Origin of the sequence: Bacillus sp. 3255, assembly GCF_031456485.1 — a bacterium.
Lineage (GTDB): Bacteria > Bacillota > Bacilli > Paenibacillales > NBRC-103111 > Paenibacillus_E.
On record NZ_JAVDUS010000004.1, the window covers coordinates 51,147 to 67,322 of the forward strand.

At 53.1% G+C, this 16,176-nt stretch carries 16 protein-coding genes; 13 read left to right on the forward strand and 3 right to left on the reverse strand.

What is annotated here, in order from left to right; all coding sequences use genetic code 11:
- Positions 1-93 precede the first annotated feature (93 nt).
- The 3 genes from J2X61_RS07180 to J2X61_RS07190 all read left to right on the forward strand — a co-directional run bounded on the left by J2X61_RS07180 (position 94) and on the right by J2X61_RS07190 (position 2,590).
- Positions 94-996: an S-layer homology domain-containing protein gene (locus tag J2X61_RS07180; RefSeq protein ID WP_274468559.1), complete on the forward strand. Its 903-nt coding sequence runs from the start codon at positions 94-96 to the stop codon at positions 994-996.
- Positions 997-1,127: 131 nt separating this feature from the next.
- Positions 1,128-1,298, forward strand: a complete 171-nt coding sequence (locus tag J2X61_RS07185) for a hypothetical protein (protein WP_274468560.1) — start codon at positions 1,128-1,130, stop codon at positions 1,296-1,298.
- A gap of 98 nt (positions 1,299-1,396) precedes the next feature.
- Positions 1,397-2,590: a CapA family protein gene (locus J2X61_RS07190; protein ID WP_310186880.1), complete on the forward strand. Its 1,194-nt coding sequence runs from the start codon at positions 1,397-1,399 to the stop codon at positions 2,588-2,590.
- Between the two features lie 48 nt (positions 2,591-2,638).
- Here J2X61_RS07190 and J2X61_RS07195 read toward each other — a convergent pair whose 3' ends face one another.
- A complete protein-coding gene (locus J2X61_RS07195; RefSeq protein ID WP_274468562.1) occupies positions 2,639-2,854 on the reverse strand; it encodes a hypothetical protein in 216 nt (71 codons plus the stop codon).
- A 107-nt stretch (positions 2,855-2,961) separates the two neighbouring features.
- Between J2X61_RS07195 and fosB the strand changes: the two genes are divergently transcribed.
- Positions 2,962-3,387 (forward strand): metallothiol transferase FosB, encoded by a 426-nt coding sequence (fosB, locus tag J2X61_RS07200; protein ID WP_310186883.1) that lies wholly within the window; start codon positions 2,962-2,964, stop codon positions 3,385-3,387.
- Between the two features lie 87 nt (positions 3,388-3,474).
- Here the strand turns inward: fosB and J2X61_RS07205 are convergent, their stop codons facing one another.
- Both J2X61_RS07205 and J2X61_RS07210 read right to left on the reverse strand, forming a co-directional pair.
- Positions 3,475-3,642 (reverse strand): hypothetical protein, encoded by a 168-nt coding sequence (locus J2X61_RS07205; protein WP_274468564.1) that lies wholly within the window; start codon positions 3,640-3,642, stop codon positions 3,475-3,477.
- A 68-nt stretch (positions 3,643-3,710) separates the two neighbouring features.
- On the reverse strand, positions 3,711-4,586 hold the full coding sequence (locus tag J2X61_RS07210; RefSeq protein WP_274468565.1) for a DUF2334 domain-containing protein: 876 nt from the start codon (positions 4,584-4,586) through the stop codon (positions 3,711-3,713).
- Positions 4,587-4,966: 380 nt separating this feature from the next.
- Between J2X61_RS07210 and J2X61_RS07215 the strand changes: the two genes are divergently transcribed.
- From J2X61_RS07215 to J2X61_RS07255, 9 genes are all read left to right on the forward strand, one after another.
- Positions 4,967-5,977: a LacI family DNA-binding transcriptional regulator gene (locus J2X61_RS07215; RefSeq protein WP_274468566.1), complete on the forward strand. Its 1,011-nt coding sequence runs from the start codon at positions 4,967-4,969 to the stop codon at positions 5,975-5,977.
- Between the two features lie 106 nt (positions 5,978-6,083).
- Positions 6,084-7,517, forward strand: coding sequence for an extracellular solute-binding protein (locus tag J2X61_RS07220; RefSeq protein ID WP_310186889.1), 1,434 nt, complete (start codon positions 6,084-6,086; stop codon positions 7,515-7,517).
- 68 nt (positions 7,518-7,585) lie between these two features.
- Positions 7,586-8,461: an ABC transporter permease subunit gene (locus tag J2X61_RS07225; protein WP_274468568.1), complete on the forward strand. Its 876-nt coding sequence runs from the start codon at positions 7,586-7,588 to the stop codon at positions 8,459-8,461.
- A gap of 10 nt (positions 8,462-8,471) precedes the next feature.
- A complete protein-coding gene (locus tag J2X61_RS07230; RefSeq protein WP_274468570.1) occupies positions 8,472-9,341 on the forward strand; it encodes a carbohydrate ABC transporter permease in 870 nt (289 codons plus the stop codon).
- A gap of 33 nt (positions 9,342-9,374) precedes the next feature.
- Positions 9,375-10,649, forward strand: a complete 1,275-nt coding sequence (locus J2X61_RS07235; RefSeq protein ID WP_310186893.1) for a CehA/McbA family metallohydrolase — start codon at positions 9,375-9,377, stop codon at positions 10,647-10,649.
- Between the two features lie 51 nt (positions 10,650-10,700).
- Positions 10,701-13,316 (forward strand): DUF5054 domain-containing protein, encoded by a 2,616-nt coding sequence (locus J2X61_RS07240; RefSeq protein WP_274468573.1) that lies wholly within the window; start codon positions 10,701-10,703, stop codon positions 13,314-13,316.
- 87 nt (positions 13,317-13,403) lie between these two features.
- Entirely contained in the window at positions 13,404-14,408 is a 1,005-nt protein-coding gene (locus J2X61_RS07245; protein ID WP_274468574.1) for a LacI family DNA-binding transcriptional regulator, read from the forward strand.
- Positions 14,409-14,576: 168 nt separating this feature from the next.
- A complete protein-coding gene (locus J2X61_RS07250) occupies positions 14,577-15,335 on the forward strand; it encodes an MgtC/SapB family protein (RefSeq protein ID WP_274468575.1) in 759 nt (252 codons plus the stop codon).
- 15 nt (positions 15,336-15,350) lie between these two features.
- Positions 15,351-16,118, forward strand: coding sequence for a glycerophosphodiester phosphodiesterase (locus J2X61_RS07255; RefSeq protein WP_274468577.1), 768 nt, complete (start codon positions 15,351-15,353; stop codon positions 16,116-16,118).
- Positions 16,119-16,176 lie beyond the last annotated feature (58 nt).

Consider the following 16,176-nt stretch of genomic DNA (forward strand, 5'->3'; position numbering starts at 1 on the left):
CGCTTGCCGCCTTTGCAACATTATTGAGCTGTCCTGCGTTAGGAAGAGTAACCATGAAATCAACCGTTCAAAATGCAAAGGAGAGATTGAAACATGAAGAAATTAGCTGCATTGACGTTAACGTCCCTCTTGGTCAGCGCCTTGACGATCAGCCCGGCATTCGCCTTTACGGATCTGGAGGAAGGCCAGTCTGAGGCGGTGCTGGCACTGAAAGACCGCGGAGTCGTAAGCGGTATTGATAACGAGCATTACGTGCCGAGAGGCAAAATCAGCTACGCTCAGAGCGTGCAAATGATTGTGAATGGCTTGAAACTGAACATGGATACGATTCGTTTCATCAAAGAGCCGCTGGCTTCGGACACGTACACGAATATCCCGAATGATGCCTGGTATGCGAATGCTTTCATAATCGCCCATTACAACGGGTTGGAGATTCCTAAGGATGTAAACCCGAATGCGGCGATTACGCGCGAGCAATTCGGTGATTTGTTAGTGCGTGCAATGGAAACGAAAGGCAACTTCCCGCTTATCAAAATGTATATTATGATCAAAGATGAAGATCAGATCAATATCAATTATCAAGGCGCTTTGCAACGCTTATTGCTGTACAAAATTACCCAGCTTGATAAGGATGGCAACTTCAATCCGAAAACTGAATTAACGCGCGGAGAGGCGGCCGGTTGGGTGTATCAAGCGATTCGCTTCGTAGAAGCCCATGCGCAGAACGAGGCGCCGGCCGCGAACGTAACCGTGAATGTGGAGAAAGTAAACGAGGAAGTCAACAAAGTGACATTGTCCAAAGAGATGCCGCATCCCGGATACGGACTCACGATTACGGGAATCGAATTCCAAGGAAACGGGCAGGCGGTTGTGCACTATACCGTACAGCAGCCGAACCCCGATATGATGTATCCGCAGGTCATCACAGAAGCGAAAGCGGAAACTTTCGTCTCCTCCAAATATCAAGTCATAGCCGAGCCGGCGATTGCCAAGTAAGTAGAACGTGCCCTGCCTTGAAGAAGGCGGCGGCACGTTTTTTGTGTCCTTGCAGCCTGTCATTTGAACATGTCCGATACGCAATCTCTCACATAGCATATAGCATCCTATTTTCATAGGAGGTGAGAGAATTGAAATTGAACTACTACACATTATCACTAGGATTGCTTGGAGCAGCCAAACTGATCTTAGACGCGTATGGGGTGAACATCATTGAAGATGATGACATAAATGCAATTGCCAACGGCGTTGCCGCGCTGCTTTCGGTCGTGGGGATTTATACAAACCATCAAAAATCCTAAAGCTCTCGACAAGTTCGTGAATAAATCCCCTCTGGCGGCAGAGGGGATTTATACGTTGGGGCATACTATGCCAAAGGATGCCTTTGGAGGGATGCCGTTTGCTCAGAAATCGCAAAGTTGTCTTCGTCCTGCTGCTGGTGACCCTAACCGGCTGCTTCTATACCCATACGGGCGGGCCGGCCGCGCCTCAAGAGCCGAGGCTGCATGTCCAGCAAGCGGAGCCGCCGGCTCGGGGGATGCAGCCGTCGCCGAGGGCCGTGCCCGAGAAGCCGGAAGTGAACAAGGCGACGCTTGCCGCGATCGGCGATGTGCTGATACACAGTGAAGTGTATCAAGATGCCAAGCAGAAGGACGGCACGTACAACTTCACGGGCATGTTCGAAGCCGTTCGTCCCTATATGCAGGCACCCGATATCCTCGTGGCGAATCAGGAGACGATGATCGGAGGAGCGGCGCTTCGGCTGTCCGGTTATCCGGCGTTCAACTCCCCGCATGAAGTCGGAGACGCGTTGAAGGCAGCCGGTGTCGACGTCGTCACGGTGGCCAACAATCATACGTTGGATCGCGGGGAGAAAGTCATCCAGAGCGCACTCTCGTATTGGGATGTGCTGGGCATCCCGTATACCGGCGCATACAAATCCCAGGAGGATAGACAAAAAATCCGCACGCTCACCGTTAATAAAATAACGTTCTCATTTCTGAGCTATTCGTACGGTACGAATGGGATCCGGCAGCCAAAGGGCAAATCGTACTTGATCAATCGCATCGATATGCCGCAAATGGCTCACGACGTCGCACAAGCCAAGCTCGCATCCGATGTCGTCGTCGTTGCCATGCATTGGGGCAACGAATACGAGCCTCTGCCTAATGACAGCCAGAAAGCATTGGCGTATAAGCTGGCTGAACTGGGCGTGCACATCATCATCGGCAACCATCCGCATGTGCTGCAGCCCCCGGCATGGGTGACGGCTCGGAACGGGCATAAGACGTTCGTTCTTTACTCGCTGGGGAACTTCATTTCCGCACAGGGAGGCATCCCCAAACGGACTGGCGGCATCGCGAGCATTCTTGTGAAGAAAATATCGACGAAAGAGTCTTCCAGGATAGAATTAAGCCAGCCGGCATTTCTGCCTACTTTCACCTACTACCGTCAAATGGCGGAGTACAAGGTGTTCCCTCTAAGCAAGCTGTCAAACGGCCAATTAAGCGGCGTCAAGCTGCATGAATCACAGCTCCGCAAGCATATGCGGACCTATATTCAGGACCTGGCGTTCAACGATGGTTCGATCTGAACATACGAACCACCCCTCAGTGTACCGAGGGGTGGTTGTTCTTTGCAGCTACGAGAGCGTATCTTCGTCCGCATTCGCGGTTTGTGCGGTGCGCGCTTCAGCCAATTGGGCGTGTGCGGCATCGAGCTGCTCCTGCGCTTCTTGAATGGCTTGACGGCGATCGTTATTGGCGGTTTGCGCGGCATTCAAATTGCTTAGCGCATGAGCGACGGCATTATGCGCTTTGATTTCTGCATCTTGCAGATCGGATTGATAGTCAGACATGGAGCGACCTCCTAGGAAATGGATTTTTGCCTAGTTAATATTCCCAAGAAGGCAGGAATCATTCACGAACGTCTGGAACTTAAGAGGGGAGACGAGGAGGGACAAGAATGAGGCTTAACGGTATCAATCACTTGCTATTTTCCGTATCCGATCTGGACGCGTCGATCCGGTTCTATTCGGAGGTGTTCGGCGCGAAGCTTCTGGTGAAAGGGAGGAGCTTGGCGTATTTTGATTTGGGCGGGACCTGGCTTGCTTTGAATGTGGAGCAGGATATTCCGAGAAGTGAGATCGCCCAGTCGTATACGCACATTGCCTTCTCGGTAGATGAGGAAGATTTTGACGGGATGGTAAGCAAGCTGGAGCAGCTGGGCGTTCATATTTTGCCGGGCCGCACGAGAGATGAACAGGATAAACGTTCGGTCTACTTCACAGACCCGGACGGGCATAAATTTGAGTTCCATACGGGTACGCTGCTGGATCGGTTAATGTACTACAGGAACCATAAGCCGCATATGCAGTTCTATGATCTGTAGAGCATGGAACGGACGCAGCGAAAGAACAAGGGCTATCCCGAGTCGGCAGACTTGCGGGATAGCCCTATTTGAACTCAACCTATGTAATTATTGATCTTGAGATTGGTTGTTCGAGTTCGAGTTCGGATTGGATTGGAAAACTTCCGCCGCTTCCTCTGCGGAAAATTCCGTATCATCTTGGCCTGGAACCGGTAATTTATTAAATTCGTCAGACTGTACTTGCGCTTTGGTCGCTTGCTCATTCTGATTCGCCATGCTAACACCTCCTTCGTTCAATAAACAACAAAGGTTATTGTGTCACGATCCCGGCCATTTTATACGGCTTATGAAGAAATGACCGAATAAATCAAATCTTGAATGTTCACGAACCGTCTTCCGCCGGACAGCATGTGTTGGATAATCCGCTTCAGAGGCGTTCGCTCCTCATAATAGGGAGGCGCATATTTGCGGATGTGAATATAGGGAAATTCAAGAAACGGATGGTAGAAGAAGGACGCCAAATCCTCCTCACCGTAAGCGGAGCTTTCGCTCATTATTCGGTTCACGTCACCGTCGATCTGTTCCCCGCTCACATAGCCCAGAGGGGTCGGCACGTAATACGTTCTACCCACTAGGGACGCCGTTCTGCAGGAAGTCACTTGACGCCGGGAAGGCTCCCGGGGGTTATTCTCGTAGATGAGCCAAGCGCACGCTTCCAGCAGTTTGCGCTGCACGGGGGAAGCCGCATAATGCGGCGTCTCAAACCAATCCGGACGCAGGCCGGCGGTTTGAAAGGCGGACAAGGCCATGTGAAACCGGCCGTAAGCGTACGATCGCTGCATATGAACGGAGCCTGAAAGAGAGCTCGGCGCATCGTCCGGAGGACAATCCATCTGACAGCCTTCATAGGCAAATTCATAGCCTTCGCCGCTGACCGACTGGCCGTATTGATGGGTATAACCGTGCATGCCCAGCGATGCACCTCTTGTGCGAAGCGTTTGCAGCATGTCGACAAATCTGACGGAGACAGCGTCAAAGGGATTGCTCATGGTGCAGTCGTACCCTCGCTTCGGATCTATGAATCGCGGGATGACAGCGACGTGAAACGGAATATGCTGCATATATAAATAATCCGCAACGGCACGCAATTTCATTTGACTTTCCGTTGTCTCATAATAACCGCCGGGTCCGATATCCTCCAGCCGAAGTAATGCTTTCAAGTTCCAATCCCTCCGCGTTCCCTTAAGTTGAATACTGCCAATACCATTGTATGTGTCGGACTTCGGTTTCATTTCGCCGGAAAAACACGAGTCGCCACGTGAAGGTATGTGTCGATTTATGGCGAAAGAGGTCATTTCGTGACGGAGGGGAAAACGGGAAAAGTAAGCGATTTCACCTCATGTTAAAAATCTGTAAAAGACCAAGTAAATCAATAGGTTAAACGCTTACCCGCATTTTACGAAAGATTAATAAAAAACATGTTGTAATTTGTTAGTAATCCACTATAATAAAAATTACGAAGGGCGTTAAACCGGTTTAATTAAACCGCTTTAATGAAACATACAACATGCCTCGACAGATGCATGAAGGGGGTGGATGAATGGCTACCATCGATGACGTTGCCAGGCTGGCGGGCGTTTCCAAAGGAACCGTCTCCAGCGTATTTAGCAAGAAAAGGCCGATTTCTGCAGGCGTTACCGATCGGGTGCTTTCGGTAGCCAAGGAATTGGGTTACTTCCCAAATCATATCGCCAGGAGTTTGGCCATTAAGAAGACGATGGTTGTCGGACTGAAGATGCCCATTTCCAAAGCGGGCTCCTTGTCCCAATTTGAGATTCAAATGTTAAATGGCGTCATTAAGGAGTGTACGAAGCACGGTTACCGCATTCTGCTCGATACGCTTCCCGAATTCGACGATCTGACCCAGTTTTCAAGCGATCCCGTCGACGGCGTCATCATGTTGAATCCGCGCAAGGACGATCAGCGCATTGCCAGATACGAGCAGATGCGAATCCCTCTGGTTCTCGTCGGCCGTCCCGATCCTTTGGACAGCGCAATTTCCTATGTGGATAATGACAATGAGAAGCTGGCCTATGACGTCGGCACGTACCTGCTGTCGGAAGGTCACCGTTCCATTCTCTTCCTGAACGCCTCGAACGATATGACGGTTTCAGTCGATCGGGAGAACGGACTCCGAAGAGCTTTCGCGGAACAAGGCATTTCGTTCAGGAACGAGCATGTCATCAATTATGTGAGGAAACAGCATGCATCGCCGATCGATTACGGATACATAACGACGATGGGAACATATCGCAAGCTTGGTTATACGGCTGTCATTGCGGACACAGACCGCGTTGCGCTCGGTATTTTACGGGCTACAAGAGAGCTGGGGATGGAAGTGCCGAGAGATCTCTCCATTGTCGCATTAAGCAATGATGTGAGACTTGCCGAAGAAATGACACCGAAGCTGACCTCTGTGGAGCTTTCGGCGGAAACGCTGGGCGCGGAGGCAGGCCGCATCTTGATTCAGAAGATGAACGATCCGTCCGCTACCGAGCAGCGTATTGTGCAGGCGGAGCTGATCCGCAGAGAATCCTGCAGAACCGTCTAGGAGAGTTGACTCTCTTCCTAGAGAGGTTTGCCGCTTGGAATGAAAGCGCTTTATTAAGGTTTCGTAAACGAGCTTCACCATATAAACGCCATTACGGAGGGGTAATATGAAAGCCAAGAAAACGAAAATTGCAAGTTCGATGCTGGCTGTACTGCTCGTAGGAAGTTTAACGGCAGGTTGTACGACGGATAGCGGCAGCGGAGCGCCAGCACCTGCCGGTTCCGATCAGCCTAAGGCCGAAGGGAAGAAGGAAGAGCGCTCCCTGCGCATGATGTCCGCCGTCATTGGCGGCAAAACGCCGGAAGAGAACGTCTTGTTCGAGAAGGAGATCGAACGCTTGACGGGTATCAAAGCTAAGCTGGAGAAGCCTGCGTCCGACTATAACCAGAAGCTGATGGCGGCCGTTTCCTCCGGCGAGAAATACGATCTGCTGCAAGTTAGCAAAGAGTTGATGAACACGCTGACGGCCCAAGGCATTCTGATGCCGCTGACGGATCAGGTAAAGGCGTCCAAAACCTTGCAGGATCCAGACGTGCTGCCGACGCAGGAATGGGATCAGGTGAAAACGAAGGATGGCCAAATCTATGGCGTCTTCAGCAAATTCCAGGGCGGAACCATGCCGATCGTACGGGCCGACTGGTTGAAGAAGCTCAATCTGCCGGAGCCCAAGACGTTCGATGACTACTATAAGGTATTGAAAGCTTTCACGGAGCAAGATCCGGACGGCAACGGCAAGAAAGATACCTACGGACTTAGCACAGCCGGAATGTACGAGCTGCAGGGCTTCTTCAGCGGCGCCGGTCTTAAGCAGCGTTATGTGGAGAAGGACGGCAAGCTGGACGTGCCTTACTCGACGGATGCGGCGATTCCCGTCTATGAATGGTTGAACAAGCTGTATAAAGAAGGCATTCTCGATCCGAACTTCGCAACGAATGACACAGGCAAAATGCGTAACCTGTTCCTGGCTGACCGGGTTGGCATGATTACTTACTGGGATGCCTGGGTCGGCATGCTGAACAATACGCGTAAGCTGGCAGATAACAATACCGCCTTCGATGCCAAAGGCTTGCCGGGTATCGCCGGCGCCGACGGGAAGTATATGCTGCGCCGTGGCGATCCGGACGTATGGGTCATTCCGGTAAATGCGCAAAGTCCGAAGACCGCTTTCGAATTCATTGAGTGGTGGCATTCCAAGGACGGCATCGTGCTGGGCAGCATGGGGATCAAAGATACGGATTACACGGAAAACGGCGGCAAATATGAGCTGACACAAGCAGGGAAAGACCATGCGATGGACCATGGCGTACCGTTCTGGTATAACAAGAAGTTTCCGAATCCGTTCGGACTGCTGCCGGGCGTGAAAGAAGCGCAGGATCTGGTGATCAAGAACGCAACCCTGGAACTGACGCCCCCGAAATGGGCGGATGCCGAGAAAATTATTAACGAATACTCCTTCAAAGCGATCCTCGGCGAGATGCCTGCTGCCGATGCGGTGAAGAAAATGCGCGAACAATTGAAAGCGGCGAAATTGATCGATTAGCTTCTGCACACAGGGGAGTATGCACCGTCATAGTCCCCTGACTATTCATAGCATGGTGGTGACTTCGTTTGAAAGCTATATGGAGATTCAAAGCGCTATACCTGATGATGCTTCCGATCATGGCCTACTTTGTTGTTTTCTCCTATTATCCGCTTGTAAGAGGCTTTATCATCTCTTTTCAGGAGTTCCGGTTGATCGGTAACAGGCCGTTTGTCGGGTTCGACAATTACTTGACGGTGCTCAAAGATCCTACATTCTGGGAGATGCTGCAAAATACGCTGCTGCTCGGCGGGGGTATGCTGATCATCGGTTTCGTCATGCCGATCGTGCTGGCGCTGTCGCTAAATGAAATTTTACAGGCTTGGTTTAAAAAAGTGATTCAAATGATCGTCTATATCCCGCACCTGTTCTCCTGGGTCGTCGTTGGCGGCATGTGGATTCTCATGCTTTCCCCGGACACGGGAATCGTGAATGCGATCTTGAAGCTGCTTGGTTCGGAGAAGCCGGTTGCATTCATGTCGGGTACCGATACGGCCCGATGGGTCATGGTACTCACTTCGGTGTGGAAAGAGATGGGCTTCATTTGCATCCTGTACTTGGCGACGATCGTCGCGATTAATCCGGCGCTGTACGAAGCGGCCCGCATCGACGGGGCGAACCGCTGGCAGCTGGTCCGGTACGTGACGCTGCCGTCGCTTGTTTCGACGATGAAAGTTGTCATCATGCTGAACATCCTCAGCATTCTGCGGATCTTCGATCAAATCATTGTGATGAGAAACGGCGCGATCGCCAAGAAAGTCGATGTCATCATGATGTACACGTATCAGAAGGGGATTCTGGAGTTCAAGGTCGGATTGGCGACATCGGCAGGTTTTTTAGTCATTTTTGCAACGTTAATCATTACGTTCGTGACCCGAGCGGTCATCCGTTATGACGAGGGGTGAAGAGAACTTCATGAAAGTCAACAAAATGAATACAAGCTGGGGAAGCCGGTTGTTCGATGGAGTTAACCTTCTTTTTCTCATGCTGCTGCTTGCTACGATGCTCATTCCATTGCTCAATACGTTCGCGCTCGCGTTCTCATCTAATTTTGCTTCCATGCAGCCGGGCATCATTCTATATCCAAGAGAGTTCAGCCTTCAAGGCTTCACAACCGTTTGGAATCGCATGCAATTGTATTTGCCGTTCATGAACAATGTAATCGTAACGCTTGTAGGTACGGTATGCCATGTATTCTTGTGCTCGATGGCAGGATACGTACTGATCCAGAAGGGACTGCCGGGTAAAAAGCTGATGGTCTCCGCAATTTTGCTTACCATGACGATTCCAGGAGAAGCGATCATGATCCCGCTATATGTGGTGAATAAGGAGCTTGGCCTGTTAAATTCATTAACGGCATTAATCATGTCCGGCTTGGTGTCCGGATTCAGCATTTTGCTGATGCGTAATTTCTTCTTGTCCGTGCCCGGCGAAATGTCGGAATCCGCTACGATGGACGGAGCCGGAGCGTTCCGTATTTTCTTCACCATGTATATCCCGCTGGCAGCGGCAGGGCTTGCGACGGTAACGCTGTTCGAATTCGTCAGCCGGTGGAATCAGTTTACGCCTGCGCTGCTGTTCATCAGCAATCATGCGAAGTATACGCTGCAAATCGCCTTGAAATCGCTAATTGTCGATACGGATTCTACGTCGAGCAATTTTATCGTGACGACCAACGTGCGAATGGCCGGTATTGTCATCGCGCTGATCCCGCTCGTCATTATTTATCCTTATGTGCAGAAATATTTCGTCAAGGGCATTCTAGTCGGTGCCAATAAAGAGTAAGCGAAAGGATGCGTGAAAAGCGATATGATGTTGATGGATCAACGAAGAAAACAAATCGAAACGTATCGAAGAGTGATTGTGCATGCGGAGCAGAGCACTTACCTTGAGGTGCCGTTCCAGATGCCTGAGCAGGTAGAGGAAATTCATGTGAACTTCATAGTGCGCTCGCTTGGCGAATCCAGACCGGTCATCGATCTGGGCATAAGGGACAGCCGGAAGGTACGAGGCTGGAGCGGCGGCGCCCGCACCGGGTTCTTCATCGGGCTGGAGAAGGCGACGCCCGGCTATTTGCCGGGGGAGCTGCAGAGCGGCGATTGGGCGGTGCTGCATAACGCTTATAAGGTGCCGGAGGAAGGCTGCGAAGTGGAGCTGACCGTAACGTTCTATTTCCAGACGCCGCGATGGTTGAAGGGAGATCTGCATACGCATAGCGTTAACAGCGACGGTTCTTATACCTTAGAGGAAAGCGCCGCCATTATGGAAGAGCTTGGCTGCGATTTCATCGCCATGACGGATCACAATGCCGTCAGCCAGAATTATACATACCCTCGCAGCACATCGGTCGTCATGATTCCGGGCATGGAGTTTACGACCAATTTCGGGCACAGCAATTTCCTGGGGATTGCCGAGCCGATCGACGATTTCCGGGTGAGCAATCAAGCGGACGTGAACGCCCGGCTGGCGACTGCGCGCGAGCGAGGCGCCAAAATCGTGCTTAACCATCCGCATTGCGACTATTGTCCGTGGGAGTGGGACTTGCAGGTCGATCACGATTGGTGGGAAGTATGGAACGGCCCTTGGACGGCCCGCAATGATCGTGCGCTGGCGTGGTGGCAGGAACAGCTTGCTTCGGGCCGGCGGCTTGTCGCAATCGGGGGCAGCGATGTGCATCGCCCTGATCCGTACGTCAAGCATGCCATGCCGTGTACGTGGGTATATGCCGCGACGAGAACGGTTCCAGGCATCCTGGAAGCGATTGGCCAAGGCCGCGTTGCCATCACGTATTCGCCTGAGGGACCGTTCGCGCAGCTGGCTTGCGGCGCTTACATGACGGGAGATGCGGTGCCCGCTGACGCTGCGGAGCCTGTTAAGGTGCATGTGCAGCAGCTGCTCGCCGGCGATGAGATCAAGCTGATCAGCGAACTTGGTGTCGAGCGGACGGAGATTTGTACGACTGCCGGATCAATCGATTTCGAGGTTGAACGGAGCGGCCGGCTGTTCTACCGCGTAGAAGTATGGCGCCATTTCGAGGAAGTGAATCAGACCTTAATGGCGGGACTTACCAATCCGATATATTTCGAGAAGTGACCGGAGTGCGAGGAGCTTGCATTCGGCTAACGGGCGGGAGGAGACAGGGGCATGACGGTAGAGAAAATTTATGTCGTATTTAAAACGCATTTTGATATTGGTTTTACAGGTTTGGCATCCGATGTCGTGCAGAGATACAGAACGGAGATGTTGAAGGATGTCATCGATATTTGCGAAAAGACGCAAGACAATGCCGAGCGTGAGCAATACGTCTGGACGATGTCGGCGTGGCCGCTGCTTCAGTCGCTGATTGGCAGCAGCGCAGAGGAGCAAGAGAAGGCGCAGGCTTTTCTGCACAACAGGCAGTTGATTTGGCATAAGCTCCCTTATACGACGCATACGGAATTTTGCGGTTTGGAGGAATGGATTCGCGGCATGTATGTCTCGAAGGGACTGACGGACCGCTTCGGATATGACCCGAAGGACGCCAAAATGACGGATGTCCCGGGACATACGTGGATCGTGCCGTCTTTGCTGAAGAAAGCCGGCGTGGACATCCTGCACCTCGGCTGTAACCCGGCAACGACGCCGCCTGACGTGCCGCCTGTTTTCTATTGGGAAGGTCCGGACGGCGAGAGGCTGTTGACCTTCTATTCCAAGGGCTCTTATGGCACGGGAATTTTGCCGCCGCCGGAATGGAAGCATCCGGTCTGGCTCGCCATGATTCAGACCAGCGACAATCACGGACCGCATGAGGCCGGCATTATCGAAGAGATGAAGGCCTCGATTCGGGACAGCGGCTCGTCCGCTCAACTGCATATCGGCTCTCTGGGCGATTTCGCTGCGGATTTCCTCTCGAGGAATCCGGAAATACCGGTGGTGCGCGGCGATATGGCCGATTCATGGATTCACGGCGTAGGCACTGCACCGCGTGAGGTGTCCAGAGTGAGAGCGCTGCGGAGTGAGATTGCGGCGGTGGAAAGCGCGCTGGCGGTCAGCCGGTTAGCCGATGAGAAGCCGGGAAGCCGAGAGGCGGCCAAAGCGGTCATCGATGCAAGCTACGAGCAGACGCTGCTGTTCGGCGAGCACACATGGGGAATGGATTGCAAAACATTCCTGTTCCCGAGGGCCGCATACGACAAGAAGTCATTCCTGGAGTTGAAGCAAACGGAGCGTTATCAGCGAATGGAGCAGTCCTGGGCGGAGCAAGCCGATTACTTGAACAAGGCTGAAGATTTGCTCAATGAAGCGAAAGCGATGCTGCATACGGAGCCGTCACCTGGCGAGAAAGCGCTGCGGGTTCATCACTCGCTCGGTTGGAAACGCAGCGGCAAAGCGTTCATCGCAGCCTGCGACCTGCCTGACGAGCATGAAACGCTGATCGATGCGGAATCGGGTGAAGCGATTGTACTGCAGCCTTGCGAGGGCGGCGCGGAAGCTTGGATTGACGGGCTCCCTGCGCTCGGGTATAAGACGCTGCGCTATGTGAAGACGGATCAGCTTGGCGCCCCGGTACCGCAGGTGACCGATAAGCAGTTGAAGAGCTATGTAACGGAGACCGAAGCCGTCATCGAGAACGCGCATATGGTCGTTCAGGTGGACCGCCGCACAGGTTGGATTCGAAGTCTCTGGGACAAAAAGCTGCGGAAAGAATGGATTGACCGCACTTCTGAAAACGGTTTCGGACAGTATGTCTACGATATTTACTCCAATCAGGAAATTACGCGGTATTTGAAGAAATATGCTTACCGGTTCTATGATTGGGGCGTTCACGATTTCGGTAAAACGGATTATCCCGAAGGACAGCGAAGACTCACGTTTACGACCGACCGCGTTGACGTGCGTGTCATGGAAGAGGGGCATGCCGTCCGTATCCTCTGCTCGGCGATGTCCGAGACGGAAACAACGTCAGCGTACGGAAACGCGCCCAAAGTGGAATGGAGCTATTCCCTGGGTGTGGATGCGCCATACTTGGATTTGGACTATATGCTGCATGACAAGCAGGAAACGCCGCTCGCGGAGTCGGGCCATATCGTGTTCCCGCTCATGCTGGAACGGCCGCAATTCAGCGTGAACAAGCTAGGGTCGGTCGTCAATCCCGTCACGGATACGATACGTTCCTCCAGTACTTTGCTGCACTGCTGCGAACACTTTGTGGATGTCTCCAACGGCTTTGCCGGCATGGCGATTATTGCCCAGGATTCACCGCTCTTTTTCATCGGGAAGAACGGCATGTGGGACTATGAGCATGCGTATAAGCCCGAGAAACCGGAGCTGCATTTCAATCTGTTCAACAATTGGTGGGGAACGAATTTCCCGCAATGGAGCGGGGGAGATTTGCGCTACCGCTACAGGCTTGTCCCTCATGCCGGCGATTGGCGGCAGGGCGAGGTTTGGCGGATCGCGCAGGAAACGATGCATCGGACCGTGACGGCTGCGGTGCAAGCCGATACGCAGCATCCCGTTCAGGAGCTGCTTCCGGCGGGGCTGGACGGGATGGCAGTCACCTGTCTGAAAGCCGCAGAGAACGGCGAGGGCTTCATCCTTCGTCTCCGCGAATGCAAGGGAGAGAGCAGACTCGTCGAGATCGTGCTCCCGGAAGTCGTGAAGGAGCTGCGGATCACGAATCTTCTAGAGCAGGATGAGGAGGTCGCAACTATGAACCGGCACCATTACGGGCTGTTCACGAAGCCCTTCGAGGTGCATACGCTGCGGCTTGTTATGTAACGGCGGCCCTTCATATTTACAGTGTGCGGATCTTATCGTATGATAGACCCAAAATGCGATAGAACCGAACGTTGAGAGGGGCATGGAATGAAACCGACTATCTACGACGTGGCGCAAGCCGCCGGAGTATCGATCGCCACCGTATCCAAGGTGATTAACGAGACGGGCCGCATCAGCGAGAAAACGCGGGCGCATGTGCAGCAGGTCATGCAGCAGCTGAAATACAAGCCGAGCATGGTCGCGTCCGCACTGACAGGGAAGAGCACGTATACGATCGGGCTCACGCTGCCTGATTTGGCCAACCCGTTCTTTGCCGAAATAGCCCGTGCGGTGGAGGACAGGGGACACGAGTGCGGCTTCAGCGTGTTTATTTGCTCGACGGATAATGATCCGGATAAGGAAGTGAAATATTTATCCCTGCTCACGCAGAAGCGGGTGGACGGGATGATATCCGCAACCCGGATTCAGAACGACCGCTTTCTCAAGAAGCTGATCCAGCACAATATCCCGATCGCTTTAATTACTGGCGAAATGCCAACTCTGGCAGTCGATACGGTGATGGTCGACGATTATCTGGGGGGATTCCAAGCAGGCAGCCATCTGGTGGAGCTGGGCCATAGGCATATTGCGATCCTTGTGGAAGATCCGGATAATACGAGCAACCGCGAGCGGATCAGAGGCTGCAAGCAAGCCTTAGCCAATGCGGGCTTACAGGTGGAGGAGCGGCATATCGCTACCGGAGGCTTCACGGTAGAGACCGGCCACAAGGCGATGGCGCAGCTGATCGGATTGGAGGATCGCCCGACCGCCGTGTTCGCCTGCAACGATTTGCTGGCGATCGGCGCTATACGGGCAGCCAGGGAAGCGGGTCTGCAGCTGCCGCGCGATCTTTCGGTCGTAGGCTTTGACAATACGATTCTGGCAACGTTAATTGATCCGCCGCTCACGACGATCGCACAGCCGATCCAGGAGATCGGACGCCGGGCGGTCGACCTGCTCGTCCAGGAGATCCAAGGGGAGAAAGTGCTGAAGCAGCGGGTTGTCCTGCTGCCGGAGCTTGTATTGCGTCATTCAACAGGTACATACAGGTAGACAGTAGACTGTCCCCGCTTGCTGCGTGAACATGCGGCAGGTATGGCGGTCTAGCTTTTTGTCAAAAGGTTAAGCGCTTACCTTACCATGGATGGGTGCGGATACTGTGATTAGGGAAGCTAAAGCCAAAATAAGCATGACCAAAGTCAGAAGGGAGAATGTCATCACATGACGGGAACTGCGAGTGTGTGGACGATTAGTCATAGCGAGCTGTTATTGCGGTTAGTGCTCGCTGTTTTCATGGGAGGGGCAGTCGGGATCGAACGGGAATGGCATAATCATGCTGCGGGCTTCCGAACGCATATCCTAGTATGCTTGGGTTCGACGACGATCATGCTGCTGTCGATGTACGGATTCTCCGAGTTCGCGAACGAGCCGAACGTGCGAATGGATCCGGCCCGCCTGGCCGCTCAGGTGATCAGCGGAATCGGCTTTATCGGAGCCGGTGCGATCCTGCGGAACGGCTCCGTGATCAGCGGCTTGACGACGGCCGCTTCGATCTGGGTCGTTGCCGGAATCGGCTTATGTATCGGTGCAGGCTTTACTTATGCAGCCGTCTTCGCGACCATGCTTTCCCTGATTTCCTTGTTCGCCCTGAACAAATGGGAGAAGCATGTGATGCGCAACCGGCGGTATCACGAAATGACCATCAAGACGCTGGATAATCCGAGTGCGCTGGCGCAAATCGCCACTGCGCTAAGCAGGGAAGGCATTCAAATCATGAAGGTGAAAATGTCACGCCATGAGGCTTCGAGGAACTCCGGGGAAGTCACTTCCATGCAGCTGGAATTCGTGCTTCATGCACAGAATTCGGTTAAGCTGATGGAGGCCATGGAGCAGGTTCATATGTTAGATTTCGTCATCAAGACGGAATCCGGGGGCAAGGCGCTGGACATTGCCCAACGCGGTATTCGGCAGGTACATTAGGAAGGAGATGGGCATATGGAAGTGTTCCCCAAAATAACCGCTCATACCGGCTGCATGGGCATGCCGGACAATACGCGGAGATCGCTTGAAGCCGGACTGCGCAGCGGAGCCGATATTCTGGAGGAGGATCTGCTCCTGACGGCCGACGGCGTCCTGGTGTTGTCCCACGACGATCTAGTTCGGTTGGCCGACGGAACGGAGCGGCTCATCTCACAGTTAAGCTTCGCCCAGCTCAGCGAGCTGGAAGTGAGAGCCCATGGCGGTGTGCCGGGCGAGATGATGAAGGTGCTTCCGTTGGATGCCATCCTGCCTTTCTGTGAAGCGCCGGGCATCGCGATGAATCTGGATCTCAAATCCGACGCGTGTGTCGAGCCCGTTGCGGCATGGGTAGAACAGCATGGGCTGACGCAGCGGGTACTCCTGTCGGGTTGTGAGCTCGAACGTGCGCTGCTCGTTCAACAGGTGAACCCGCAGCTGCGTAAGCTGCTGAACGTCGATCCGGCCGTATTCACCGCGCACGGCTATATGGACGCGGTTCGTCTCATCTGCGAAGACGCTGTCCGTGCTCATTGCTTCGGACTCAATCTAAACTATTCAGTCGTAAGACCGGAGCTGATTCGATTCGCTGCGAAATACGGCTTGGAGGTTTATGTCTGGACGGTCAATGACGAACCGCTGATGAAGACGTTTATAGCAATGGGCGTTCACTCGATTACAACAAGGAATGTGGCGGCGTTGATGGGTTGGAAATATAAATACCAGAATGGAACGGTGAATGAATAGCCGTCATCGTGATGGCCCTTATGCAAATAAAACCCGAGGCATGCCTCGGGTTTTTCCT